Raw genomic sequence first — 23,558 nt, forward strand, 5'->3', positions numbered from 1 at the left:
CATTGCACGCCGCAAGAGCTATCGGAAGCCTCGGGAGGGTGCTGTGTCAGGAAGCTTCGGCGGCCGTGGTGGGGTCGTCGGCGGTGCCGAGGGCGTTGCGGAGCCACTGCTCCACCCCCGCCACGTGCACGGTCGCCCACGAACGCGCGAGTTCGGGTTCGCGGGCGGCGATGGCCTCGTAGATCGCCGTGTGCTGCTCGCGGGTCTTCGCGACCGCGCCCTCCTGCGTGAGGCCGCGCCAGATGCGGGCGCGCGCGGTGGGGCCGGACAGGCTGTCCAGCAGCGAGCACAGCACCGGATTACCCGAGCCGTCGGCGATCTTGCGGTGGAACTGCAGGTCGTTCGCGACCAGCGCCTCCACCGTCGGCGAGTCGGCCAGTTCGTCGAGCAGGCGGCCTAGTTCCGCGATGTCCTCGTCGTTCATGTGCATCGCGGCCATCGCCGTCGCCGCCGGTTCGAGGATCCGGCGGACGGCGAGGAAGTCCAGCACGGTGTCGTCCCGGTGGAAGTCCACCACGAACGTCATCGCGTCGAGGAGGAGATTCGGTTCGAGGCTGGTGACGTACGTTCCGTCGCCCTGGCGGACGTCGAGCACGCGGATCAGGCACAACGCCTTCACCGCTTCGCGCAGCGAGCTGCGGGACAGGCCGAGCCGCTGGGCCAGTTCGGCCTCCTTCGGCAGCCTGTCGCCCGGAGCAAGCTCACCGGAGATGATCATGTCCTTGATCTTGTCGATCGCGACATCGGTGACCGGCATGTTCCACCGCCCTCCCCGAAGACCTCGGATGTTTGAGTGTCAAGTGACAGAGTGCCATGTTTCGAACTGAGGAGGCGCGGTGACCCACGGTGTCGCACTACAAAGAGTGGCGCTCCACACCCGGCTGAAGCTGGGCAAGGAGGCCGAATACGAGTCCGTCCACGCCGTCATCCCGCCTGAACTGGACGAAGCCCTGCGCGGTGCGGGCGTGCGTTCGTGGCGGATCTGGCGGGACGGTCTCGACCTTTTCCACGTCGTGGAGGTCGAGGACTACGCGAAGATGCGCGCGGTCCTGCGTGATCATCCGGCCAACATCCCGTGGCAGGCGCGGATGTCGGAGCTGCTCGACGTCGAAGACGACTACTCGGGCAACGATTCGGGCCTCGGCCTGGTGTGGGAGCTTCCGTGAAGATCCCCCTGTCCCCGCTGGGGCTCGGCTGCGCGCAGCTGGGCAACCTGTACCACGCCATCGCCGACGAGACGGCCGAAGCGACCGTCCGGCAGGCGTGGGACGAAGGCATCCGGTACTTCGACACCGCCCCGCACTACGGCCTCGGGCTGTCGGAACGGCGGCTGGGCGCGGCGCTTTCGGCGTACGACCGCGCGGATTTCGTGGTGTCGACCAAGGTCGGCCGCGTGCTGGAACCCGATCCCGCCGGGGCTTCGCGCACCGACTCGCAGGGTTTCGTCGTTCCCGCCGCGTACAAACGCCGCTGGGATTTCAGCCGCGACGGGATCCTCCGGTCGCTTGAGGACAGTCTGGAGCGGCTCGGGCTCGACCGCGTGGACGTCGTCTACGTGCACGACCCGGACGAGCATTTCGAGGACACCGTCAACGGCGCGTTCCCCGCGCTGCTCGAATTGCGGGAGCAGGGTGTCATCGACGCCATCGGGGCCGGGATGAACCAGGCGCCGATGCTCACGGAGTTCGTCCGCCGGTTCGATCTCGACGTGATCCTGCTGGCCGGCCGGTACACCCTGCTCAGCCAGCCCGCTCTCGACGATCTCCTCCCGCTGTGCACCGAACGCGAAGTGGACGTGGTGGCCGGCGGCGCGTTCAACGCCGGGATCCTCGCCACCGCGTCACCCGGCACGATGTACGACTACGCCGAGGCCCCGGCCGAACTCGTCGAGCGCGCCCAGCGGATCGCCGAGGTGTGCGCGCGGCACGGCGTCGAACTCCCGCAGGCCGCCTTGGCGTTGCCCGCCGCGCATCCGTCGGTGGTGTCCGTCGTCGTCGGCGCGCACGATCCCGGTCAGGTCCGGCTCAACGCCGAACGGTTCCGGCGCCCGGTGCCGCGCGAGTTGTGGACGGACCTGATCCGTGCGGGACTGTTGCGTGAGGACACCGTGCTGCGACCGGAAGGACAGTCGTGATCGACGCGCACCATCACCTGTGGGACCCCTCGCGGCGCGACTACCCGTGGATGACCGGTCCGGCACTGGAGCCGATCCGCCGTCCGTACACAGTGGACGATCTCCGCACGGTGACGAAGGCGGCGGGGGTGAAGGGGACCGTGCTGGTGCAGACGGTCTCGTCGGAGGAGGAGACACGCGAATTCCTTTCCCTGGCTCAGGCCGAACCACTCATCGCGGGCGTCGTCGGCTGGACCGACCTCACCGCCCCCGGCGTCGCCGAGCGCGTGGCCTCGTTTTCCGGGCCCCTGGTGGGGATCCGGCATCAAGTGGAGGACGAGCCGGACCCGTCGTGGCTGACGCGACCCGAGGTCTTGCGCGGACTCGCGGCTCTGGGAGACGCCGGGCTGGCGTACGACCTGTTGGTGAAGCCACCGCAGCTTCCCGCTGCCCTCGCCGCCGCGAAGGCGTTGCCTGATCAGGTGTTCGTGCTCGACCACGCCGCGAAGCCGCCGATCGCCTCGGGCGAGTGGCAGCCGTGGGCGGACGGAGTCGCGGCGCTGGGGGAGCTGGACAACGTGTACTGCAAGCTTTCCGGGCTCGTGACCGAGGCGGACTGGGCGCGATGGAAGGTCGGACAGCTGGCGCGCTGGACCGAGCACGTGCTGGAGTCCTTCGAGGCTTCGCGGCTGATGTTCGGCTCGGACTGGCCGGTTTGCGAACTCGCGGCCGCGTACGAGGTCGTCGTGGACACGGCGATCTCGCTGACGGGCTCGCTGAGCGACGCCGAGCGGCTCGAGTTCTTCGACGGCACCGCGAAGCGCGCTTACCGGTTTCCCGCCGCCGGAGGAGTTTGAGCCAGTCGGGTGTGCCAAGCACCACGTGCTCTACCGGTTTGGCCGGTGCGAGGACGGGTATCGGATGCTCGTGACTTCCTCTTTGGAGAGCCGGGGACGCGGATGATCATCGCGGCATTGGTACTCGCTTCGGTAGCGCTCGTGGTCGCCGCGGTGGCGGTGCGCGTCGCCTTCGTCGCGAACCGCAGGGCGGTGGAGTCGCGCGCTCAGGCTCGGCAGGCCCGGGCCCACGCCGACGCGCTCGGCGATCGGCTGCGTGACGAGATACACCGGCCGGAGCCGGATCCGTCGGTGGTCGCGAAAGTGCTCGGCGCGGTCGGCCTCATCGAGTCGCGGCGCTGAACCGCCGGACGGCTCGGAGAAAGAAAAGAAAGGTGGGAGGCGCGGGGTCCAGGCGCCTGATAGCCGCCGGTCGACGACCTTCGGCAGGGAGAGAAAAGCTCAGAATTCGTCCTGCTTGACCATCGTCCGGAGGCGGGCCAGTGCGCGGTGCTGCGTCACACGCACATTGCCGGCGGAGATTCCGAGTGCCTCGGCGGTTTCGGCGGCGGAGAGGCCGACGGCGATACGGAGGGCGAGGATCTCCTGCTGCACCCGCGGCAGGGTGGAGAGCAGGCGGCTGAGCCGGGCACCGAGATCCAGGTGCAGGGCGTGCGTTTCGGGTTCGTTGTCGCCGATGGGCCGTTCCGGCAGTTCCGGTACCGGCTCCGACCGGTCGCGGGAGACCGCGCGGTAGGCGTCGGCGACCTTGTTGGCCGCGATGGCGTGCACGAGGTAGAGGAACGAACCGCCGCGATCCTGGTAGCCGGGCAGCGCCTTCAATACGGCCATGCACACTTCCTGCGCGACGTCGTCCGCCGACAGGTAGGACAGGTCGCGCCCACCCATCCTGGCGCGGCAGTACCGGACCACGACCGGCCCGATCATCCGCAGCAATGCTTGGATGGCGGCGGGGTTCCCGTCGCCCGCGTCCTTGACGAGAGGATCGAGATCCTCCTTCGTCAGCCGTCCGCCCGGTCGAGGCAGGTTCTCCGGAGTGGTGTATCCGGGGACCGCATCGGGGGTGACGGTTCTGGACGCGCTGGAGATTGCTTGCATGGTCGTCCTCCCCGGCCGACCCTGCGACCGTCGCAGTCGAGGGGTCAACACTCCGTAACGATTGAGGGCGGCAGATGCTCCGTAAGATCAGGTCCATCTGCCGCCGTTGCGACGCAGCGTAATCGTAGGCGCCGATCGGACGGCAGTAAAGATTTCAACTAGAGATAGCCCATTCGCCGGAGTCGGCTTAATACAACCGAGACTCTGCGTCGCGAAAAAGGGCCCCGGGATCGCAGGATGTGCGCGCCGGTTAGCGCACCGCGATCAGGACGACCGCTGTCGCTACGACGAGTGCCGATGTAGTGACAGCAAGGGTTGGGTTAAGAGATTTCGGGGTTCCCGGACGGCGCAGTGCTCGTTCACGGAACGCGCCCGCGGCGAGGAAGGTGATCACCATGGCACCTCCGAACGCGACCGGGATGACCGTCGTCCCCCAGCCTTGCCGGGCCGAGCTGTGCAAGAGCAGGAGTGTGCAGGCAGTAGCCGCGAGCGCGGTCCGGCGCCAGGCCAGCCCGGTCCGTTCCGCTTGCGCTCCGTGATCGCCGGCGTTCACGAGAAGACCACCAGCGCCGCGGCCGTCAGCGTGATCGCGAGGATTCCGGCACTCAGCAGGATCAGCATGCCGCTCTTCGGCAGCGGCCGTCCCGCGCGCATCGCTGCCTGCACCTGCCGCCAGCGCGGATACGCGCTCGCCGCGAGAACGGCGGCCAGCACGACGCACATTCCCGCGAGGACGGTGCTCAGCGTGCTCGGGTCGGGAACCAGTTGATGGACGGCGACGCCGCCCGCGAGCAGGCCCAGTGCCGTCCGGAGCCAGGCGAGGAACGTCCGTTCGTTGGCGAGCGTGAATCGGTAGTCGGGTTCCGAACCGCCGTCGTGCGGTCCGTTGATCTCTGCCACGCGGCGAAGCCTAGGCGCTCCGGCGCGCGAAGACCCACCAGCGAAGGACCGCGAAGCGCGCGATGCCGCCCACGACGCTGGCCGCGAGCAGGGCGCCTGTCTGCTCGAGCGCGGTCGGCTCGGTGATCACCGCGTCGAGGGACGCGAGCACGATCGAGCCGTACGCGGCGTAGAAGGCGAACGTCACCAGGTCCTGGAAGTGCCGCTTGCCCGCATTGCTCTTGCGGCCGGCGAAGGTGACCCGGCGATGGAACTCGGTGTTCCCGACGGTGGTGACCGCGAGCGCGACCAGGTTGGCCACCTGGGCGCCGAGGATCGACTGGAGGAAAAGGAACAGCACGGCCTGCAGGCCGGTGGCGGCCACCCCGGCGACGACGTACCAAGCGGCATGGTTGCCGAGTTCGTGGTGTCGCTCCGGCGCGCGCCGGATGATCCGGTGCCCTGGCGCCCACCTGGTGGTGGTCATACCGACGACGCTACTCCTTGTTTCACAAACTTGTGAAGCTAATGAACTACCTGAGAAACTGTGATCCCCGCGACAGCGCCGCTGTTTGGCCTGCGGAGACGTCGGGTAAGCCACAGGAGCCGGGTCGAGTACAGCACGCCCCGGCCGACGTCCGACCAGGAGGGAGCGGCCGATGAACGACCGTGAGAGCGCGGAGCCGGAAACGCTGGATCCCATCGAGGCCCTCGACGAGGACGAACTCCGCGTCGATCCGCTCGAAGAGGGTGTCGAGCCGCCCGAACACTGGAGCGGGGCCGACCGGTTCGGAACCACTCCCGCGGAAATCCGCGAGGGGGAGTCGCATGCCATGCGGCTGGCCGAGGAGGTGCCCGACGTCGGCGAAAAATGATCTTCACTCAGACGGCAGGCCGTGCCGGGACCCCCTAGCGTGGTCCGTCAAGTGCAAGACCGCGACGAAGGAAGGGCAGAGATGCTGACAGTCACCGAAGCCGCCGCCGAGGCGATCACGGCACTGACCGGGCAGGAGAACGGGCAAGACGGAGGCGGACTGCGGTTCGCGATGCACTCCCAGCAGGGGGATAGTCCCCAGCTCGCGGTTTCCGTCGCTCCCGAACCCGAGAGCGGCGACAAGGTGCTCGGCGCCGACGGCGGCCCGAAGGTGTTCCTGGAGCCGGAAGCGGCCGCGTTGCTCGACGACAAGGTGCTCGACGTCCAGCAGGACGAAACCGGCGAAGTCGCCTTCGCCGTACTCCCGCAGGCTCAGCCTCAGCCTGGCAGCTGAGCCCGGCGGATTCAGGCTTTGCCGAGCCTGGTCGCCCTCCGACGATGATGTCGCGAAAGCCACTTTCGGGACGTCCGACGTCGCGAAAGTGGCTTTCGCGACGCCTGAACATGGCTTGCGTGACCGCGGTCCAGGAGTGGCTGGGCTCCGTCAGCCAGTCCGGACCCGCGCCGCGAAGGCCTCCCGGTCACCGAGCTAGCGAAGCTGACCTCGCGACAGAGACCCGGTCACGACACCTTTGGCCTTCTCGTGCTTAACCGCGGGCCCAGGCGCGGACCAGTTCGCCGGCGCGCTCGCGCAGGAGTTCCGCCGCATGCGCACGCGCGTGGTCGAGCGAAGGCGCGTGATCGATCAGGGCGGCGCTGCCCACGACTCCGAGGCCGGCGAGCTGGCTCTGGTCCAGCTGGATCCGTCCGGCCAGCACCATCAGCGGTACCGCGTGTTCCTGTGCGCGGGCCGCGATGCCCGCCGGGGCCTTGCCGTCGAGACTCTGTTCGTCCAGCGACCCCTCGCCGGTGATGACCAGGTCGGCGCGTTCGATGGCGTCGGCGACGCCGGTGAGCCCGGCGATGAGCTGGAAACCGGATCCGACGCTCGCGCCGAGTCCCGCGATCGCGCCGGCGGCGACTCCGCCGCCTGCCCCCGCGCCGGCCAGGTCCGAGACGTCCTGTGCCCCGGCGTTCCGCAACGCCTGTGCCCAGCGGGACAGGGCCTCGTCCAGTTGCTCGATCTCGCGCGGGCCCGCGCCTTTCTGCGGGCCGAAGACCGCGGCCGCGCCACGGGGGCCGAGCAACGGGTTCGTCACGTCGGTGGCGACGGCGACCTCGACGGAGCCGAGCCTGTCCCGCACCGGGCCGAGTTCGGCCAGCGCGACGCGGCCCAGCGTGCCGCCGCCGAGCCCGACCGGCGCGCCGAACGCGTCGAAGACCCCGGCGCCCGATGCCGCCAGCATCCCGGCGCCGCCGTCGGTGCTCGCCGTTCCGCCGACGGTCAGCACCAGCCGCCGCGCGCCGTTGTCGAGCGCGTGCGCGAGAAGTTCGCCGACACCCCAGGTGTGCGCGGCGAGCGCCACCTTCGGGCTCGGCTCGACGAACTCGATCCCGCACGCGCGGGCCGATTCGATGTAGGCCGTTCCGTCGAGGGTCACGTAGCGCGCGTCGACGGTTTCGTCGAGCGGCCCGCGGACCGGGAGTTCCACCAGGCGCCCGCCCGCCGCGACGAGGACGTCGAGCGTTCCTTCGCCGCCGTCGGCGACCGGGCAGGAGGAGACCTCGGCCTCGGGCAGCGCGTCGCGGACGCCGTGGGCGATCGCCTCGCCGGCCTCGACCGCGGTCAAGCTTCCCTTGAACTTGTCGGGCGCGATGACCACACGAGTCATGGACGAACCTCCGTCAGCGGATTCCCGCCGGCGAGCACCGACGCGACGTTTTCGGCCGCGAGCACGGCCATGGCAGTTCGGGTTTCGACCGTCGCCGATCCGAGGTGAGGCGTCAAGACGACGTTTTCGCGGTCCAGCAGGCGCGGCTCGACCTCGGGTTCGGCTTCGAACACGTCGAGTCCCGCGCCGGCGATCTGCCCGGCTTCGAGCGCGTCCGCCAGCGCGGCTTCGTGGACGACGGGGCCGCGCGTGGTGTTGATCAGGTACGCGCCCGGTTTCATCGACCTCAGCGCGGCCGCGTCGATGAGGTGCCGGGTTTCGGGCGTCAGTGGGCAGTGCAGCGAAACGACGTCGGAGCTTTCCAGCAGTTCGCCGAAGGGAACGTACTTCGCGCCCAGGGTCTTCTCGACGTCCTCGGCGGCCCGCGACCGTCCCGAGTAGACGATCCGCATGCCGAAACCGAGCGCCCGCCGCGCGACCGCCTGCCCGATCTGGCCCAGCCCGACGATTCCGAGCGTCTTGTCCTGAAGGGAGGAGCCGAGCAGGAAACCCAGATGGAACGACCACGGGGTGCGCGAGCGGATCAGCCGTTCGCCCTCGCCGAGCCGCCGCGTGGCCGCGAGGATCAGCCCGAACGCCAGATCCGCGGTGGCGTCGGTGAGCACGCCGGGGGTGTTGGTGACGGTGATCCCGCGTCCGGCCAGCGCCGGGACGTCGATGTTGTCGTAGCCGACGGCCACGTTCGCGACGACCCGCAGATCCGGGCCCGCCGCGTCGGCGACCTCGCCGTCGATCCGGTCGTGCAGCATGCCGACGATCGCGGACGCGCCCCGCACGAACTCGCGCAGTTCGTCCGCCGTCAGCGGCCGGTCGGCACGCGACAGTTTCACCTCCCCGGCTTCGGCGAGCACTTTCAGCGCTTCGTCGGGGATCCACCGGGTCACCGCGATCGTCGAGGTCACGTCCTCAGCCTAGTGGGCAGCGGTTGGTATCCCAAACGCGAGAATCCCCGAAGTGAGGGAGGCGCTTCCCCTGCGCGGGGGATCCGTCACGGTCCAGGGCTCGCGAAGGTGGAGAGCGCGGATGTCATGAAAGGGGCGTTCAGGACGAAAAGTGTCCTGAACGCCCCTTTCATGACATCCGGCGGCGATCCCCGCCCGAAGAAGGAGTGCGCGGCCCCGTCAAACCATGCTATGTTCATATGCAGAACATGTGTGCGCGATACGAACAAGCCGGGAGTGGGGATGGCGGAGCTGCTGTCGTTGAAGGATGCCGTGGCGCGGCTGGTGCGCGACGGGGACACCGTCGCGCTCGAGGGCTTCACGCACCTCATCCCGGTCGCCGCGGGCCACGAGATCATCCGTCAGCGCCGCACCGGCCTGAGGCTGGTCCGGATGACCCCCGACATCGTCTACGACCAGCTCATCGGCGCGGGCTGCGCGAGCAAGCTGATCTTCTCGTGGGGCGGTAATCCCGGTGTCGGCTCGCTGCACCGCTTCCGTGACGCGGTCCAGCACGCCTGGCCCGTGCCACTGGAAATAGAGGAACACAGTCACGCCGGCATGGCGAATCGCTACGTCGCCGGCGCCTCGGGCCTGCCGTTCGCGGTCCTGCGCGGCTACACCGGCACCGATCTCCCCGCGCAGACCGACACGATCAAGCCCATCACCTGCCCGTTCACCGGTGAGCGGCTCGCCGCCGTCCCGGCGCTCAACCCGGACGTCACGATCGTGCACGCCCAGCGGGCCGACAGGTCCGGCAACGTCCAGATCTGGGGTATCACGGGCGTACAGAAGGAGGCGGTGCTCGCGGCGAAGCGTTCGCTGGTCACCGTCGAGGAGATCGTGGACGAGCTGGAACCCCGGCCGGGCGCGATCGTGCTGCCGTCGTGGGCGGTCACCGCCGTCGCCGAGGTTCCCGGCGGCGCGAAGCCGTCGTACGCGGCGGGGTACTACGAACGGGACAACGACGCCTACCAGGCATGGGACGAGATCGGCCGGGACAGGGAGACCTTCACCCGCTGGCTCGACGAGCTGACGGGAGTGAAGGCATGACCGAGTACACCTCAGACGAGATGATGAGCGTCGCCGCCGCTCGCGCCCTCGGCGACGGGATGTCCTGTTTCGTGGGCATCGGCCTGCCCAGCACGGCCGCAAACCTCGCCCGCCGCGGGCACGCGCCGAACCTCACGCTGATCTACGAATCCGGCTGCCTCGGCGCCAAACCGACCAGGCTCCCGCTGTCCATCGGCGACGGCGAACTCGCCGACACCGCGGACGCCGTGGTCAGCGTCCCCGAGGTCTTCAACTACTGGCTCCAGCCCGGCCGGATCGACGTCGGCTTCCTCGGCGCCGCCCAGCTGGACAAGTTCGGCAACATCAACACCACCGTGATCGGCCCCGACTACGCCAACCCCAAGGTGCGCCTGCCAGGAGCGGGCGGCGCGCCGGAGATCGCCGCCTCCTGCCGCGAGGTGTTCGTGGTGCTCAGGCAGAGCACCCGCACCTTCGTCGAGAAGGTCGACTTCGTGACCTCGTTCGGCCACGGCACCGGCAAGGGCGACCGCGAGCGCCTCGGCCTCCCCGGCGCCGGGCCGACGCTGGTGGTCACCGACCTCGGCCTGCTGCGGCCCGACCCGGAGACCGCCGAGCTCACCCTCACCGAACTGCACCCCGGCGTCGAGGTCGATCAGGCCGTCGAGGCGACCGGGTGGAAACTGAAGGTGTCCGGCGACCTGGCGACCACCCCGGCGCCGACCGAGGCAGAACTCCGCATCCTCCGAGACCTCACAAGGGCGAGCGCATGACCGACGTCTTCCTGTTCGACGCCATCCGTACCCCGTTCGGCAAATACGGCGGCGCCCTGTCCGGGGTCCGCCCGGACGACCTCGCCGCCACCGTGCTGCGGGCGCTGGCCGAACGCAACGACCTCGACCCGGCCACCGTCGACGAGGTCGTGCTCGGCGACGCCAACGGCGCCGGTGAGGACAACCGCAACGTCGCGCGGATGGCGGCGCTGCTGGCAGGCTGGCCGACCACGGTGCCGGGCGCCACGGTCAACCGGTTGTGCGGCTCCGGCCTCGACGCGGTCATGCAGGCCAGCCGGTCGGTCCAGGTCGGCGACGCCTCACTCGCCGTCGCCGGCGGGGTGGAATCGATGAGCCGCTCGCCGCTGGTCATGCAGAAGCCGGAGAAGGCCTTCCCGGCGGGCAATCAGACGCTGTACTCCACCGCGCTGGGCTGGCGCATGGTCAACCCGAAGATGCCCGGACAGTGGACGGTGTCGCTCGGCGAGTCCACCGAACAGCTCGCCGAGCGCTACGGCATCGGCCGCGACGAGCAGGACGCGTTCGCCGTCCGCAGTCACGTCAACGCCGCCCGCGCCTGGGACGAGGGGTTCTACGACGACCACGTCGTCCCCGTCGAGGGTGTCGAACTCACTCGCGACGAAGGCATCCGGCCGGAGTCCAGCCCGGAGAAGCTCGCGAAGCTCAAGCCCGTCTTCCGTCCACAAGGGACGGTCACGGCCGCGAACGCGTCGCCGCTGAACGACGGCGCCTCCGCGCTGCTGCTCGGTGACGAGGCGGCCGGGAAACGGCTCGGCAAGGCGCCGCTGGCCCGGATCGCCGGCCGTGGCGCGGCGGGCGTCGACCCCGACGTCTTCGGCATCGGCCCGGTGCGCGCGGCCGAGATCGCCTTGGAACGGGCCGGGATCGGCTGGGAAGACTTGGCGGCCGTCGAACTGAACGAGGCCTTCGCCGCGCAGTCGCTGGCCTGCCTGCGGGACTGGTCGAAGCTCGACCCGGAGATCGTCAACGTGAACGGCGGCGCGATCGCGATCGGGCATCCGCTGGGCGCCTCCGGCGGCCGCATCCTCGGCACCCTGGCCCATCACCTGCGCCGCACCGGTGGCCGGTGGGGGCTGGCGGCCATCTGCATCGGCGTCGGCCAGGGGCTGGCCGTCGTCCTCGAAGCCCAGTGATCCACTGACCCGCGCTGGAGGAACAGTCATGTCCGCACCCGCAGAACTGAGGCTCCCGCGCTACCGGCGCGATCCGGAGGGCACGCATCCGCCGCTCGACTACGCCGGCTACCGGTCGACGGCGTTGCGGCACCCCAAGCAACCGCTGATCGTGCTCCCGCATCTGCTGACCGAGGTCACCGGGCCGGCGCTGGGGCAGGGTCGGATCGGCGAGTTCGACAACGACCTCACCAAGGGGCACGCGGGGGAGCCGCAGGGCCAGCGCATCATCGTCACCGGGCGGCTGCTCGACGGCGACGGACGGCCGATCCGGGATTCGCTCGTGGAGATCTGGCAGGCGAACGCGGGCGGCCGGTACCGGCACACCGGCGACCGCTGGCCGTCGCCGCTCGACCCGAACTTCGACGGCGCGGGCCGGACGCTCACCGACTCCGAAGGGCGCTACACCTTCACCACCATCAAACCGGGCGCGTACCCGTGGAAGAACCACGACAACGCCTGGCGGCCGGCGCACATCCACTTCTCCGTGTTCGGCACCGCGTTCACCCAGCGGCTGGTCACCCAGATGTACTTCCCGGAAGACCCGCTGTTCTCGCAGGACCCGATCTTCAACTCCATCCCGGACGAGAAGGCGCGCCAGCGGATGATCGCCCGCTTCGATCTCGACCGCACGGAAGCCGAGTGGGCCTTGGCCTTCCAGTTCGACATCGTCGTGCGCGGCCGCGAGGCTTCGGTCTTCGAAGACGAGGAGGACGAGCACTGATGCCGGAGACGACGCCTTCCCAGACCGTCGGCCCGTACCTGTCCATCGGCCTGCCCTGGCCGGACGGGCCGGACGTCGTCCCCGCGGACGAACCGGCCGCGATCCGCGTCCACGGCCGTGTCCTCGACGGTGCGGGCGAACCGGTCCCGGACGCGATGATCGAAACGTGGCAGGCCGACGCCGACGGCCGGTTCGACCACCCCGACGACCCGCGCGGAGCGGTCGCGAGCGGGTTCCGGGGCTTCGGCCGCTGTCCCACCGATCTGGACGGCAACTACGAGATCCGGACGATCATGCCCGGTCCGCTGCCCGGTCCGGCGGGCAGCACGCAGGCGCCGCACATCGACGTCTCGGTGCTCGCACGAGGACTCCTGCACCGGGTGGTCACCCGGATCTACTTCGAGGACAACGACAACTCCGGGGATCCGGTGCTGGCCTCCGTCCCGGAAGCCCGCCAGAGCACCTTGGTCGCCACCAAGGCCGGCGACGGCTACCGGTTCGACATCCGGTTGCAGGGCGAGGGGGAGACGGTGTTCTTCGATGTCTGAGCCGGTGAAGGTGCACAGTTCAGTGAAGGTGCACAGCTTCGCGGAAGGGCCCGCGGACGGCCCTGCCGTGGTGTTCAGCGGATCACTCGGCAGCGACCACCGCATGTGGGAACCGCAGGTGAAACCGTTGGTGGAGCAGGGTTTCCGGGTGATCCGGTTCGACACCCGCGGGCACGGCGCCTCCCCGGTCCCGCCGGGGCCGTACACGCTCGCGGATCTCGGCGGTGATCTGCTCGCACTGCTCGACGAGCACGACGTCGAACGCGCCCACGTCGTCGGCCTCTCACTCGGCGGGATGACCGGGATGTGGCTGGGCGTGAACGCGCCGGACCGGATCCGGAGCCTCGTGCTGTGCTGCACGTCCGCGAAGCTCGGGCCGCCGAGCATGTGGGCGGACAGGGCGCAGACGGTCCGAGAGAACGGCACCGCCGCGATCGCCGAGGCCGGGGTCGGCCGCTGGCTGACCGCCGGTCACGCCGCCGCCCACCCGGAGCAGGCCGAGTACCTGCGGGAGATGATCGCGAGCGTTCCCGCCGAGGGATACGCGGCGTGCTGTGGGGCCATCGAACGGATGGACCTCGTCGACGAACTACCCAAGATCGCGGCGCGGACCCTGGTCATCGCCGGGACCGAGGATCCGGCCACCCCGGTCGAGCACGCCGAGGTGATCGCGGACGGCATCCCGGACGCGCGGCTGGAGATCGTCGAAGGCGCCGCGCATCTGGGGAGTTTCGAACAGCCGGAGCGGTTCACCGCGTTGATCCTCGAACACCTGGAGGCCGCCCGATGACCGACGACAGCTACGAGACCGGCATGAAGGTGCGCCGCGAAGTCCTCGGAGACGCGCACGTCGACCGGGCGGTCGCCCGCACCACCGAGTTCAGCCGCCCGTTCCAGGACTACATCACCAAGGGTGCTTGGGGATCGGTCTGGTCGCGTGACGGGCTCGACCGAAAGACCCGCAGCTGCGTCACCCTGGCCGCGCTCACCGCGCTGCACGCCCACGACGAGCTCGCGATGCACGTCCGCGCTGCTGTCCACAATGGACTCACCGCGCAGGAGATCTCCGAGGTCCTGCTCCACACCGCCGTCTACACGGGCGCCCCGGCCGCCAACACCGCGTTCGCCGTCGCCCAGCGGGTACTGGCCGAACTCGGTGAGCCTGCCGCCCAGGAAGACGGTGGCGGCTAAGGCGTGTCCGGCAAGTCTGTTCGCGGTCTCCGTGCCCAGGCGGTCCCTGACGGCACGGGCGGATGCGGCCGAGTACGACCCGGTACGAGGGCGATCCGCCCGCACCGCCAGGAACCACCTGGATCACGAAGCCCATCGAACAGACTTGCCAGACACGCCTTAGGGTTCTCATATGGACGAAGGCGAGGTCACCGAGCGCGGAGCGCATCATGTCCAGTCGCTCGAGCGCGGGCTGGCGGTGATCAAGGCGTTCAACGCGGACGCGGCGGAACTCACGCTGAGCGACGTCGCCCGGTCCACCGGGCTGACCAGGGCGGCCGCCCGCCGGTTCCTGCTCACCCTCGTCGACCTCGGCTACGTGCGCACCGACGGCAAGTACTTCTCGCTGACCGCGCGGGTCCTCGAACTCGGCTACTCGTATCTGTCGAGCCTGTCGCTGCCGGAGGTCGCCCAGCCGCATCTGGAACGGCTCTCCTCCGAGGTGCACGAGTCGAGTTCGGTCTCCGTGCTCGAAGGCATGGACATCGTCTACGTCGCACGCGTGGCCGTTTCGCGGATCATGACCGTGAGCATCAACGTCGGCACCCGCTTCCCGGCTCACGCGACCTCGATGGGACACGTACTGCTGGCCGGCCTCGAGGACGCCGACCTGCGGAACTACCTCGCCGGGGCGAAGCTCGACAAGCTCACCGCGCGCACCAAAAGCCGGCCGGAGGAACTGCTCGCCGAACTGATCAGGGTCCACGAGCAGGGCTACGCGATGGTCGACCAGGAACTCGAAGAGGGCCTCCGCTCGATCGCCGCGCCGATCCGCGACCGGAACGGCAAGGCCGTGGCCGCGGTCAACCTCTCCACTCACGCCAGCCGCACCACACGCGAGTCGGTCGAACAGGAACTGCTGCCGCCCCTCCTCGCGGCGGCGCGCGCCATCGAGACCGATCTGGCATCGGCGCCGCCGACCAAAGCGCGGCATGGCTAAGGTCGCTGGGCTGCTCCTGGCGGCGGACGCCGGGCGCCGCTTCGGCGGGCCGAAGGCGCTGGCCGTCCTCGACGGCGAGCCGTTCGTCGTCCGGGCCCTGCGGGTGCTCGCCGACGCGGGCTGCGCGCCTGTCCGGGTGGTGCTGGGTGCCTCGGCCGCGGAAGTCCGCGCGCTCCTGCCCGCTCCCGAAGCCGCCGTTGTGGCCGAAGACTGGGAGTCCGGAATGGGCGCGTCACTGCGGGCGGGCCTGAGCGCGCTCACCGGAACCGACGCCGAAGCCGCTGTCGTGCACCTCGTGGACCTGCCCGGGGTCGGCGCCGAAGTGGTCCGCCGGGTCGCCGCCGGGGCCGGTGAGGACACCGTCGCGCGTGCCGCCTACGAAGGCGTTCCCGGTCATCCTGTCGTGCTCGGCCGCCGCTGGTGGCCGGAGATCGTGGCGAGCGCTTCCGGGGACAAGGGTGCCCGAGACTGGCTGAAGGGACGCCAGGACCTGCGGCTCGTCGAATGCGGCGACCTCGGCACCGGCCACGACGTGGACCGCCGCGAGGATCTTCCAGGCTGATCTCCGGCCCGCCGAGGCTTACGATCGGCAAGTGACCGTCGAATCGCCCGAGAAACTGGCCGAAGCCCTCGAATCGGTCGGCTATCTCGCCGACGACGGCGTCGCCACGGCCGGATTCCTCGCCGTGGCACTCGGCCGCCCGCTGTTCTGCGAGGGCGAACCGGGTACCGGCAAGACCTCGCTCGCCTTGGGACTGGCCGAAGCGCTCGGCATACCGCTCATCCGGCTCCAGTGTCACGAGGGGATCGACGCGGCGCAGGCGCTGTACGAATGGGACTTTCCCCGTCAGCTGCTGCATTTGCGGGCGCTGGAAGCCTCCGGTGACGGCGGCCTCGACGTCGAGGCCGCCGAACAGTCCCTCTACACCGAACGTTTCCTGCTCGCCCGGCCGCTGCTGAAGGCGTTGCAGACCGCGCCGTGCGTGCTGCTGGTCGACGAGATCGACCGGGCGGACGACGAGTTCGAAGCCTTCCTGCTGCAACTCCTCGACGAGAACGCGGTGACGATCCCCGAGTTCGGCGAGGTGCGTGCCGAACATCCGCCGCTCGTGGTGCTCACCTCCAACCGGACGCGGGAGGTGCACGACGCGCTGAAGCGCCGCTGTCTCTATCACTGGCTCGAACATCCGGACCTCGGCCGTGAGATCGAGATCCTGCGCCGCAAGATCCCGGGCCTCGGCGAAGCGCTCGCCGCGCAGGTCGCGACGGCGGTGCAGCGGCTCCGGGCGATGGAGTTGCTGAAGCCGCCCGGCGTGGCGGAATCCCTCGACTGGGCTCAGGCGCTCCTCGCCCTCGGGATGTCCGAATTGGACGCCGCGGCCGCCGCGCGGACGCTCGGCTCGGTGCTCAAGTACAGCGAAGACCTCGCCCGTGTCCGGGCCAAGCTGGACAACCTGCTCGCCTGAGCGTCAGCGGCGCCGCAGCGAAGCGTCGAGCAGGGAAGGCGGGGTGTCGTGCTTTTCCTCCGGGGCGAGATCGGTGCCGGGGGCGACGATCTCGTCGATCGCGTCGAGGACGTCGGCGGAAAGCACCGTGTCCGCGGCGGCGAGCTGAGACTCCAGATGCTCCAGCGTGCGCGGCCCGATGATCGCGCTCGTCACGCCCGGATGCGCGACGACGAAGCCGAGCGCGAGCTGGATGAGGCTCAACCCCGCCTGGTCGGCGACCTTGGCCAGCCGCTCGACGGCTTCCAGCCGGGCCCGGTTGCCGGGCCGGGTCAGATCGAAACGCTGCGGCAGCACCGCGGAACGGTTCGTACTGATCTCGCGGCCTTCCCGGACCGCGCCGGACAGCCAGCCGGACGCCAGCGGGCTCCACGCCAGCACGCCCATCCCGTATTCCTCGGTCACGGGCAGCACATGGGTTTCGATCCCGCGCTGCAGGATCGAATAGCTCGGCTGCTCGGTGACGTACCGGCTCAGCCGGTGTTCGCGGGCGGCCCACTGGGCCTGCACGATGCGGTACGCCGGGAAGGTCGACGAACCGAAGTAGCGGATCTTCCCCGCGCGCTGCAGATCGGTCAGCGCCGAGAGCGTCTCCTCGTCGCCGGTCTTCGGATCCCAGCGGTGGATCTGGTAGAGATCGACGTGGTCGACCTCGAGGCGGCGCAGGCTGTTGTCCAGTTCGGTGACCAGCCAGCGACGTGAAGCACCCTGATGGTTGCGCTCGTCGCCCATCGGCATGCTCGCCTTCGTGGCCAGCACGACGTCTTCACGGCGGCCCGCGATGGCCTTCCCGACCATCTTCTCCGACTCGCCGTCGCCGTACATGTCGGCGGTGTCGATGAGGTTGACGCCGGCCGCCAGCGCGGCGTCGACGAGGGCGGTGGCCTCGTCCTGGGTGGTGCGCCCGATCGCGCCGAAGTTCATCGCGCCCAGCGCGAGGGTGCTGACCTGCACACCGGTCCTGCCCAAGGTGCGGTACTGCATGACGATGTCCTCCATGGCAAGATGAGCAAGCGGAACCTTGCTCCGCTAACCATACGGAGCAGTGTTCCGTTTGGCAACCCCGGCTCGGCGGTGGAGGAGTGGCGTGATGGCTCAAGAAGGCACCAAGGCCAAACGCGCGGATGCCCGGCGCAACGAGAAGACGTTGCTCGACGCGGCCGCCGCCGTCTTCGTCACCTCGGGTGTCGAGGCGCCGGTCCGCGACATCGCGGCCAAGGCGGGCGTCGGGATGGGCACGATCTACCGGCACTTCCCGACCAGGGCCGACCTCATCATCGCCGTCTACCGGCACCAGGTCGACGCGTGTGCCGAAGCCGGGCCGGAACTGCTGGCGTCGAGCGATTCCCCGTACGAGGCGTTGCGGCGCTGGATCGACCTGTTTGTCGATTTCCTGGTCACCAAACACGGCCTGGCGGCGGTCCTGCAGTCGGACAACGCCGGATTCGAGACGCTGCACGCCTACTTCCTCGACACCCTCTTGCCGGTGTGCGCCCGCTTGCTCGACGCCGCCGCGGAGGCGGGCGAGATCCGCTCCGATCTGCAGGCGCTCGAAGTCATGCGCGGCGTCGGGAACCTCTGCATCGGCGCCGAAAGCGATCCGCGCTACAACGCGCGCAAAATGGTCGGTGTCCTCATCGCGGGCCTCAGGACCTAGGTCCTCTTTGCAGCCGAATACGTGGTAATGGTCCACGAGGCAGGCTAAAACTCGATTATGGAACGTACGCGGTGTTGTGTGGTGGGGGGCGGTCCGGCGGGGATGGTGCTCGGACTCCTGTTGGCGCGAGCCGGGGTCGAGGTCACCGTTCTCGAAAAGCACAAGGATTTCTTCCGCGATTTCCGCGGCGACACGGTGCATCCGCCGACGCTGATGCTGCTCGACGAACTCGGCCTCGGCGAGCGGTTCGCGGAACTGCCGTCGAAACGGCTGGAGAAGATGCGGATGCTGATCGGCGACAGGACGATCGTCGCCGCCGATTTCAGCCGCGTTCCCGGGCGGCACAAGTACATCGCCATGGTCCCGCAATGGGATTTCCTGAATCTGCTCGCCGAAGCCGCGGCGGGGGAACCGACGTTCACCCTGCGGATGGGGGCCGAGGTGCTCGGCCTGCGCGACGGAGGCGGCGTGCGCTACCGCGATTCCGACGGTGAGGAGCGGGAACTGGCGGCGCCGCTCGTGGTCGGCTGCGACGGCCGGGATTCCTTGATCCGCGCGGAAGCGGGACTCGTGCCGAAGGAGTACGAGGTGCCGATGGATGTCTGGTGGGTCCGGGTGCCCAAACTCGAAGACACCGGCAAAGAGGCCCAGGTGTTCGGCCGGTTCGAGGGCGGGCTCGCCGGCGTGACCATGGACCGCGGCGACTACTTCCAGACCTCGTACCTGATCCGGAAGGGACAGGACGCCGCGCGGCGGGCCGAAGGGATCGACAAGTTCCGTGCCCGCATCGGCGGCCTGTTCGGCTGGAACGACGAGCAGGTGAGCGAGATCCGCGACTGGGACGACGTCAAACTGCTGAAGGTCCGGATGTCGAAGCTCCCGCACTGGTACTCCGGCCGGGTGCTCTGCATCGGCGACGCCGCGCACGCGATGTCGCCGGTCGGCGGGATGGGCGTCAACATCGCGGTGCAGGACGCCGTGGCGGCCGCGCGGATCCTCGCCGCCCCGCTGCTGCGCGGCACGCTGACCGCGCGGGATCTCGCCCGGGTGCAGCGCCGTCGGTCGGTGGCCGTCACGCTCGCCCAGAAGCAGCAACTGGTGGAGCACAAGATGCTCATCGAGCCCGCCCTCGACGGGACCCTGAACGAGCGGACCATGCCGCTGCCGCTCCGGATTTCGGACCGCTTCCCGCAGCTCACCGCCCTCGGGGCCGTCATGGGCGGCATCGGCCCCCTGCGCGAGAAAACCCCGGTCTTCGCCCGCCGCTGACCTCGCGTTTCGTCCTCTGGATGCGGTACTTGCACGCGCAAGTACCGCATCCAGAGGACGAAACGCGCGCACAATGGAGGGGTGAGCGATCCACTGGCGGGCTTCGTCGGCTTCGCGGAGGCATTGCGCGAAGCCGGTTTGCCGTGCGACGCGCACAGAGTGCAGGCATACCTCGGGGCCGTCGACGCGATCGACCTCGCCGATCCCGAGCAGCTCTACTGGGCCGGACGGCTGACGTTGTGCGCCGACCCCGACGACCTCCCGCGCTACGACGCCGCGTTCGACGGCTGGTTCACCGAAAAGGAAGCCGGACCGCGACGGCGAGGCCGGGAAGCGGCCCCGAAGCGCGCCAGGATCGCCACCCTCGCGCAGGCGGCGGGACAGGGCGAGTCCGGCGCGGAGCCCGACGAACTCCGCGTGGCGGCGAGTGACGAAGAGATCCTGCGCCATCGCGACCTCGCCGAACTGAGCGTCGCCGAACGCGCTCACCTGCGGGAACTGCTCGCGAAACTGCACCCCGCGCTCCCGTCGCGGTCGTCGCCGCGCCGTCGTGCCGCCCGGCGGGGCACTCTCGATCCGTCTCGCACGCTCCGGGCGATGCTGGCAGGCGGCGGCGAGCCCGTGCGCCTGGCGTATCGGCGGAAGGGCGTCAAACCACGCCGCGTCGTCTTCCTGATCGACGTCTCCGGCTCGATGGGGCCGTACGCCGACTCCCTGTTGCGGTTCGCGCACGTCGTGACGCGGCGCGCTCCGGGCCGGGTCGAGGTGTTCACCCTGGGCACCCGGCTCACCAGGGTCTCCCGCCAGCTCCGGCTGCGCGATCCCGAGCACGCCATGCTCGCCGCGGCCGCCGCGGTCCCCGATTTCGCGGGCGGGACCAGGCTCGGCGAGACCCTGCGGGCGTTCCTCGACCGCTGGGGACAACGCGGCGTGGCCAGGCGATCCGTGGTCACCGTGTTCTCGGACGGCTGGGAACGGGGCGACCCCGGCCTGCTCGGCGATCAGCTCGCCAGGCTGCGGCGGCTCGCGCACGTCGTATTCTGGGTGAATCCGCACGCGGGGCGGGCGGGTTACGCTCCCGTGCAGTCCGGCATCGTGGCCGCGCTCCCGTACCTCGATCGGCTGCTCGCCGGGCACAGCTTGGCCACATTGGAACGACTGCTGGTGGAGATCGCCGATGCGTGACGTACTGGACGAACTGCACCGCCGCTGGGCGGCAGGCGAGACGGTGGGGGTCGGCACCGTGGTGGCGACGTTCTCGTCGGCGCCGCGGAGCCCGGGCGCGGCGATGCTCGTGGCCTCGGACGGCACGGTCACCGGCAGTGTCTCCGGCGGCTGCGTCGAAGGCGCCGTCTACGAACTCGCGCAGCAGGTGGTCGCCGACCGCGCGCCCGTGCTGCAGCGCTACGGCGTCAGCGACGACGACGCGTTCGCCGTCGGGCTGACCTGCGGCGGCATCATCGACATCTACGTCCAGCACATCGACCGCGACTCGATGCCGGAGCTCGGCGATGTCGTCGAATCGGTCCACAGTGGACAGCCGGTCGCCGTGGTCACGGTGACCGAGCACGAACGGGAAGGCCTGGTCGGCGAGCATCTGATCGTCTGGCCGGACCGGGTCGCCGGTTCGCTCGGTTCGTCGCGGATGGACGACGCCGTCGTCGACGACGCGCGCGGCATGCTCGGCGGCGGCCGGACCGGAACCCTGCGCTACGGGCCGGACGGGCAGCGCCGCGGCGAAGGGATGACGGTCTTCGTCAACTCCTTCGAACCGCCCGCGCGCCTGCTGGTCTTCGGCGCGATCGACTTCGCCGCCGCTATGGCGAAGATGGGCGCGTACCTCGGCTACCAGGTCACGGTCTGCGACGCGCGGCCCGTGTTCGCGACGAAGAGCCGTTTCCCGGACGCCGACGAGGTCGTCGTCGACTGGCCGCATCGCTATCTCAAGGCCGAAGCCGACGCGGGCCGGATCGACGGCCGGACCGCGATCGCCGTGCTCACCCACGATCCGAAGTTCGACGTGCCGTTGCTGGAGGTCGCGTTGCGCCTCGACGTCGGCTACGTCGGCGCTATGGGTTCGCGCAAGACCCACGACGACCGGTTCGCGCGGCTGCGCGAGGCCGGGGTCACCGAGACGGAACTCGAACGGCTGTCCTCGCCGATCGGCCTCGACCTCGGCGCGCGGACGCCCGAAGAGACCGCGGTGTCGATCGCGGCGGAGATCATCGCGCTGCGGTGGAGCGGTTCGGGCTCGCGGCTCGCCGAACTCAGCGGCCGGATCCACGGCTGACGCCGGGCACCGGCACCGACTGGCTCGATTTGACCACCTCGAAGGCGGGCAGCGTCTCGAACCGTTTGACGTGCTGGTCGAACAGCTTCCTGGACAGGTGCCGGCTCGCCTTGAGGTCCGGGCTGAGCAGGACGACGACGTAGTCCCACTGCCCGACGATGCTGTAGCAGTGCTGGACGCGACGTTCGGCCAGCATCCGCTTGCGGAAGGCCGTGTGGTGCTTTTCGTCGTCGTCGGTCAGCGCCACCAGGACGACCGACGTCATCCCCGCGCCGAGCTCGTCCGGATCGAGCACGGCGACGTCGACGCGGATCACGCCCGTGACGCGCAGCCGGGTCAGCCGTCGCTGGACCGCGCTGGGGGAGAGGCCGACGGCATCACCCAGGTCGTGCAGGGGACGGGCCGCGTCGGCCTGGACGAGGTCGAGCAGCAGGTGGTCGATCTCGTCGAGAGGCACGCAAGATTTTTGCACGCGGGCGGGAAAATTTACAATCGCCATGATCGACTCCCGGCCTAGCTTGAGCGTCATGGACCTGAAGCTGGACAACGTCGCCGAGGCGGCGAAGGTGATCGATCCCGTTTTCCTGAATTCCCCGCAGTACAGCGACGAACAGCTGAACGAACGGCTCGGCAGAAACGTGCTGGTGAAGATCGAGACGCTGAATCCGTTGCGCAGCTTCAAAGGCCGGGGCGCGGACTACTTCGCGGCCGGGCTGGAACCCGGCGCCACGATGGTGTGCGGCACCAGCGGCAACTTCGGGCAGGCCGTCGCGTTCGCTGCCGCCAAACACGGTCTGCGGGCCGAGGTGTTCGTCCCCGCTGACATCTCCCCGGTCAAACTGCGGCGGATGAAGACCTTGGGCGCACGGGTGCGCCGGGTCGACGGCGAGGCGAAGGTCGCCGCGGCCATCTTCGCCGCCGAAGCCCCGGATCGCGTCTTCGTGGTCGACGGCCGTGAGCCGGCGATCTCCGAAGGGGCGGGCACGATCGGCTTGGAACTGGCGGAAGCGGGCGGGATCGACACGGTCGTGCTGCCGGTCGGCGACGGCGCGCTGATTGCCGGCGTCGCGCTCTGGCTCAAGGCACAGACGCCGGACGTCCGGATCGTCGGCGTCGGGACCACGTCGGCGCGGGCCATGGCGACGAGCTGGCAGGCCGGTGAGCCGGTCACCGTCGACCGGGTGAACTCGTTCGCCGGTGGCATCTCCATCCGCACCCCGGAACCCGAATCCATCCGGCGCCTGCGGTCGCTCGTGGACGACTTCGTGCTGGTCGAGGACGACGATCTGCGCGCGGCCATGCGGCTGGGCGCGGAAACCCTCGGCGTCCTGCCGGAACCCGCGGGAGCCGCCGGCCTGGCCGCGCTGACCGTGCACGACATCCCCGGCGACCGGGTCGCCACCGTGGTCACCGGGGCGAACGCCGTCTGGCCTCCGGAATGGTGAGGACGGTTATTGAGGGGTAAGGCAAGCGTGGCGCGGTCGTGAGTGTTTCGGGTCGTTAGAACGACACATAACACTCACGACCACCCAGCGGCCCCCGGTCCTCGGACACTCCGCCCGACAAGACACGGTCGACCTTCGGCTCAATAACTGTCCTTACCACTCACGAGTCAGTACCGAATGGACACTCGCCGTATTTCCGCTTCTGCGCCGCCATTCCTCCCCTTTGAACGCATCTGCGCCACCGCCAAGGAGTCACCCCCTGGTGGGGGTTGCCCTGACCGGCCCTGAGTAGCACGCTCGACTGTGAGTCCGATCACGGTCGCCCCGGGGTCGGTCC

The 23,558-nt window shown here is 69.6% G+C and carries 30 protein-coding genes; 21 read left to right on the forward strand and 9 right to left on the reverse strand.

From position 1 onward, the window contains the following. Window positions 1–46 precede the first annotated feature (46 nt). A complete protein-coding gene (locus DMH03_RS15395; protein ID WP_125792631.1) occupies window positions 47–757 on the reverse strand; it encodes a FadR/GntR family transcriptional regulator in 711 nt (236 codons plus the stop codon). Between the two features lie 106 nt (window positions 758–863). On the opposite strand from DMH03_RS15395, the gene DMH03_RS15400 reads away from it, so the two are divergent. From DMH03_RS15400 to DMH03_RS15415, 4 genes are all read left to right on the forward strand, one after another. Further along, a complete protein-coding gene (locus DMH03_RS15400) occupies window positions 864–1,166 on the forward strand; it encodes an L-rhamnose mutarotase (RefSeq protein WP_125792958.1) in 303 nt (100 codons plus the stop codon). Next, on the forward strand, window positions 1,163–2,134 hold the full coding sequence (locus DMH03_RS15405) for an aldo/keto reductase (protein WP_125792632.1): 972 nt from the start codon (window positions 1,163–1,165) through the stop codon (window positions 2,132–2,134). Before DMH03_RS15400 ends, DMH03_RS15405 begins: the two co-directional genes overlap by 4 nt. Then, window positions 2,131–2,970 carry an amidohydrolase gene (locus DMH03_RS15410; protein WP_125792633.1) on the forward strand — a complete coding sequence of 280 codons (840 nt, stop codon included), beginning with the start codon at window positions 2,131–2,133 and terminating at the stop codon, window positions 2,968–2,970. The genes DMH03_RS15405 and DMH03_RS15410 overlap by 4 nt, the downstream gene beginning before the upstream one ends. A gap of 102 nt (window positions 2,971–3,072) precedes the next feature. Next, window positions 3,073–3,312 carry a hypothetical protein gene (locus DMH03_RS15415; protein WP_125792634.1) on the forward strand — a complete coding sequence of 80 codons (240 nt, stop codon included), beginning with the start codon at window positions 3,073–3,075 and terminating at the stop codon, window positions 3,310–3,312. Window positions 3,313–3,411: 99 nt separating this feature from the next. Here the strand turns inward: DMH03_RS15415 and shbA are convergent, their stop codons facing one another. The 4 genes from shbA to DMH03_RS15435 form a co-directional block, all read right to left on the reverse strand. Beyond that, a complete protein-coding gene (gene shbA, locus DMH03_RS15420; protein WP_233611516.1) occupies window positions 3,412–4,068 on the reverse strand; it encodes an RNA polymerase sigma factor ShbA in 657 nt (218 codons plus the stop codon). Window positions 4,069–4,318: 250 nt separating this feature from the next. Continuing rightward, window positions 4,319–4,621, reverse strand: a complete 303-nt coding sequence (locus DMH03_RS15425) for a DUF202 domain-containing protein (RefSeq protein ID WP_125792635.1) — start codon at window positions 4,619–4,621, stop codon at window positions 4,319–4,321. Beyond that, the gene (locus tag DMH03_RS15430; RefSeq protein WP_125792636.1) at window positions 4,618–4,968 is read right to left on the reverse strand and encodes a YidH family protein; all 351 of its coding nucleotides are present in this window, start codon (window positions 4,966–4,968) and stop codon (window positions 4,618–4,620) included. Before DMH03_RS15430 ends, DMH03_RS15425 begins: the two co-directional genes overlap by 4 nt. Before the next feature lie 10 nt (window positions 4,969–4,978). Beyond that, complete coding sequence (locus tag DMH03_RS15435) at window positions 4,979–5,434, reverse strand: GtrA family protein (RefSeq protein WP_125792637.1); 456 nt, start codon at window positions 5,432–5,434, stop codon at window positions 4,979–4,981. A 172-nt stretch (window positions 5,435–5,606) separates the two neighbouring features. On the opposite strand from DMH03_RS15435, the gene DMH03_RS15440 reads away from it, so the two are divergent. Together DMH03_RS15440 and DMH03_RS15445 are read left to right on the forward strand one after the other, a co-directional pair. Then, window positions 5,607–5,822, forward strand: coding sequence for a hypothetical protein (locus DMH03_RS15440; protein WP_125792638.1), 216 nt, complete (start codon window positions 5,607–5,609; stop codon window positions 5,820–5,822). 81 nt (window positions 5,823–5,903) lie between these two features. After that, a complete protein-coding gene (locus DMH03_RS15445) occupies window positions 5,904–6,215 on the forward strand; it encodes a hypothetical protein (protein ID WP_005153325.1) in 312 nt (103 codons plus the stop codon). A 253-nt stretch (window positions 6,216–6,468) separates the two neighbouring features. Here DMH03_RS15445 and DMH03_RS15450 read toward each other — a convergent pair whose 3' ends face one another. Then, a complete protein-coding gene (locus DMH03_RS15450) occupies window positions 6,469–7,593 on the reverse strand; it encodes a glycerate kinase (RefSeq protein WP_125792639.1) in 1,125 nt (374 codons plus the stop codon). Continuing rightward, window positions 7,590–8,555, reverse strand: a complete 966-nt coding sequence (locus tag DMH03_RS15455; protein WP_125792640.1) for a D-glycerate dehydrogenase — start codon at window positions 8,553–8,555, stop codon at window positions 7,590–7,592. Before DMH03_RS15455 ends, DMH03_RS15450 begins: the two co-directional genes overlap by 4 nt. A gap of 282 nt (window positions 8,556–8,837) precedes the next feature. On the opposite strand from DMH03_RS15455, the gene DMH03_RS15460 reads away from it, so the two are divergent. The 10 genes from DMH03_RS15460 to DMH03_RS15505 all read left to right on the forward strand — a co-directional run bounded on the left by DMH03_RS15460 (window position 8,838) and on the right by DMH03_RS15505 (window position 16,521). After that, window positions 8,838–9,647: a CoA transferase subunit A gene (locus DMH03_RS15460; protein ID WP_125792641.1), complete on the forward strand. Its 810-nt coding sequence runs from the start codon at window positions 8,838–8,840 to the stop codon at window positions 9,645–9,647. Next, complete coding sequence (locus DMH03_RS15465; protein WP_125792642.1) at window positions 9,644–10,399, forward strand: CoA-transferase subunit beta; 756 nt, start codon at window positions 9,644–9,646, stop codon at window positions 10,397–10,399. The genes DMH03_RS15460 and DMH03_RS15465 overlap by 4 nt, the downstream gene beginning before the upstream one ends. Continuing rightward, the gene (locus tag DMH03_RS15470) at window positions 10,396–11,574 is read left to right on the forward strand and encodes a thiolase family protein (protein ID WP_125792643.1); all 1,179 of its coding nucleotides are present in this window, start codon (window positions 10,396–10,398) and stop codon (window positions 11,572–11,574) included. Before DMH03_RS15465 ends, DMH03_RS15470 begins: the two co-directional genes overlap by 4 nt. A gap of 28 nt (window positions 11,575–11,602) precedes the next feature. Continuing rightward, the gene (pcaH, locus tag DMH03_RS15475; RefSeq protein WP_125792644.1) at window positions 11,603–12,337 is read left to right on the forward strand and encodes a protocatechuate 3,4-dioxygenase subunit beta; all 735 of its coding nucleotides are present in this window, start codon (window positions 11,603–11,605) and stop codon (window positions 12,335–12,337) included. Further along, entirely contained in the window at window positions 12,337–12,885 is a 549-nt protein-coding gene (gene pcaG / locus DMH03_RS15480; protein WP_125792645.1) for a protocatechuate 3,4-dioxygenase subunit alpha, read from the forward strand. The genes pcaH and pcaG overlap by 1 nt, the downstream gene beginning before the upstream one ends. Continuing rightward, window positions 12,878–13,675, forward strand: a complete 798-nt coding sequence (gene pcaD / locus DMH03_RS15485) for a 3-oxoadipate enol-lactonase (RefSeq protein ID WP_125792646.1) — start codon at window positions 12,878–12,880, stop codon at window positions 13,673–13,675. The genes pcaG and pcaD overlap by 8 nt, the downstream gene beginning before the upstream one ends. Then, window positions 13,672–14,076: a 4-carboxymuconolactone decarboxylase gene (pcaC, locus tag DMH03_RS15490; protein ID WP_125792647.1), complete on the forward strand. Its 405-nt coding sequence runs from the start codon at window positions 13,672–13,674 to the stop codon at window positions 14,074–14,076. The genes pcaD and pcaC overlap by 4 nt, the downstream gene beginning before the upstream one ends. Before the next feature lie 172 nt (window positions 14,077–14,248). Beyond that, the gene (locus DMH03_RS15495; RefSeq protein ID WP_125792648.1) at window positions 14,249–15,055 is read left to right on the forward strand and encodes an IclR family transcriptional regulator C-terminal domain-containing protein; all 807 of its coding nucleotides are present in this window, start codon (window positions 14,249–14,251) and stop codon (window positions 15,053–15,055) included. Continuing rightward, the gene (locus DMH03_RS15500; protein WP_125792649.1) at window positions 15,048–15,617 is read left to right on the forward strand and encodes an NTP transferase domain-containing protein; all 570 of its coding nucleotides are present in this window, start codon (window positions 15,048–15,050) and stop codon (window positions 15,615–15,617) included. The genes DMH03_RS15495 and DMH03_RS15500 overlap by 8 nt, the downstream gene beginning before the upstream one ends. A gap of 31 nt (window positions 15,618–15,648) precedes the next feature. Beyond that, entirely contained in the window at window positions 15,649–16,521 is an 873-nt protein-coding gene (locus DMH03_RS15505; protein ID WP_125792650.1) for a MoxR family ATPase, read from the forward strand. A 3-nt stretch (window positions 16,522–16,524) separates the two neighbouring features. Here the strand turns inward: DMH03_RS15505 and DMH03_RS15510 are convergent, their stop codons facing one another. Then, window positions 16,525–17,544, reverse strand: coding sequence for an aldo/keto reductase (locus DMH03_RS15510; protein WP_125792959.1), 1,020 nt, complete (start codon window positions 17,542–17,544; stop codon window positions 16,525–16,527). Between the two features lie 106 nt (window positions 17,545–17,650). Between DMH03_RS15510 and DMH03_RS15515 the strand changes: the two genes are divergently transcribed. The 4 genes from DMH03_RS15515 (at window position 17,651) to DMH03_RS15530 (ending at window position 21,776) form a co-directional block, all read left to right on the forward strand. Next, complete coding sequence (locus DMH03_RS15515; RefSeq protein ID WP_125792651.1) at window positions 17,651–18,217, forward strand: TetR/AcrR family transcriptional regulator; 567 nt, start codon at window positions 17,651–17,653, stop codon at window positions 18,215–18,217. Between the two features lie 57 nt (window positions 18,218–18,274). Next, window positions 18,275–19,486 (forward strand): FAD-dependent oxidoreductase, encoded by a 1,212-nt coding sequence (locus DMH03_RS15520; RefSeq protein WP_125792652.1) that lies wholly within the window; start codon window positions 18,275–18,277, stop codon window positions 19,484–19,486. An 81-nt stretch (window positions 19,487–19,567) separates the two neighbouring features. Beyond that, the gene (locus tag DMH03_RS15525; protein WP_125792653.1) at window positions 19,568–20,671 is read left to right on the forward strand and encodes a VWA domain-containing protein; all 1,104 of its coding nucleotides are present in this window, start codon (window positions 19,568–19,570) and stop codon (window positions 20,669–20,671) included. Continuing rightward, window positions 20,664–21,776, forward strand: a complete 1,113-nt coding sequence (locus DMH03_RS15530) for an XdhC/CoxI family protein (protein WP_125792654.1) — start codon at window positions 20,664–20,666, stop codon at window positions 21,774–21,776. The genes DMH03_RS15525 and DMH03_RS15530 overlap by 8 nt, the downstream gene beginning before the upstream one ends. Here the strand turns inward: DMH03_RS15530 and DMH03_RS15535 are convergent. Then, window positions 21,754–22,233: an Lrp/AsnC family transcriptional regulator gene (locus DMH03_RS15535; RefSeq protein ID WP_125792655.1), complete on the reverse strand. Its 480-nt coding sequence runs from the start codon at window positions 22,231–22,233 to the stop codon at window positions 21,754–21,756. The genes DMH03_RS15530 and DMH03_RS15535 overlap by 23 nt on opposite strands. 70 nt (window positions 22,234–22,303) lie before the next feature. Between DMH03_RS15535 and DMH03_RS15540 the strand changes: the two genes are divergently transcribed. Beyond that, window positions 22,304–23,221 carry a threonine/serine dehydratase gene (locus DMH03_RS15540; RefSeq protein ID WP_125792656.1) on the forward strand — a complete coding sequence of 306 codons (918 nt, stop codon included), beginning with the start codon at window positions 22,304–22,306 and terminating at the stop codon, window positions 23,219–23,221. Window positions 23,222–23,558: the final 337 nt, after the last annotated feature.

Origin of the sequence: Amycolatopsis sp. WAC 01376 (genome assembly GCF_003947415.1) — a bacterium.
Lineage (GTDB): Bacteria > Actinomycetota > Actinomycetes > Mycobacteriales > Pseudonocardiaceae > Amycolatopsis.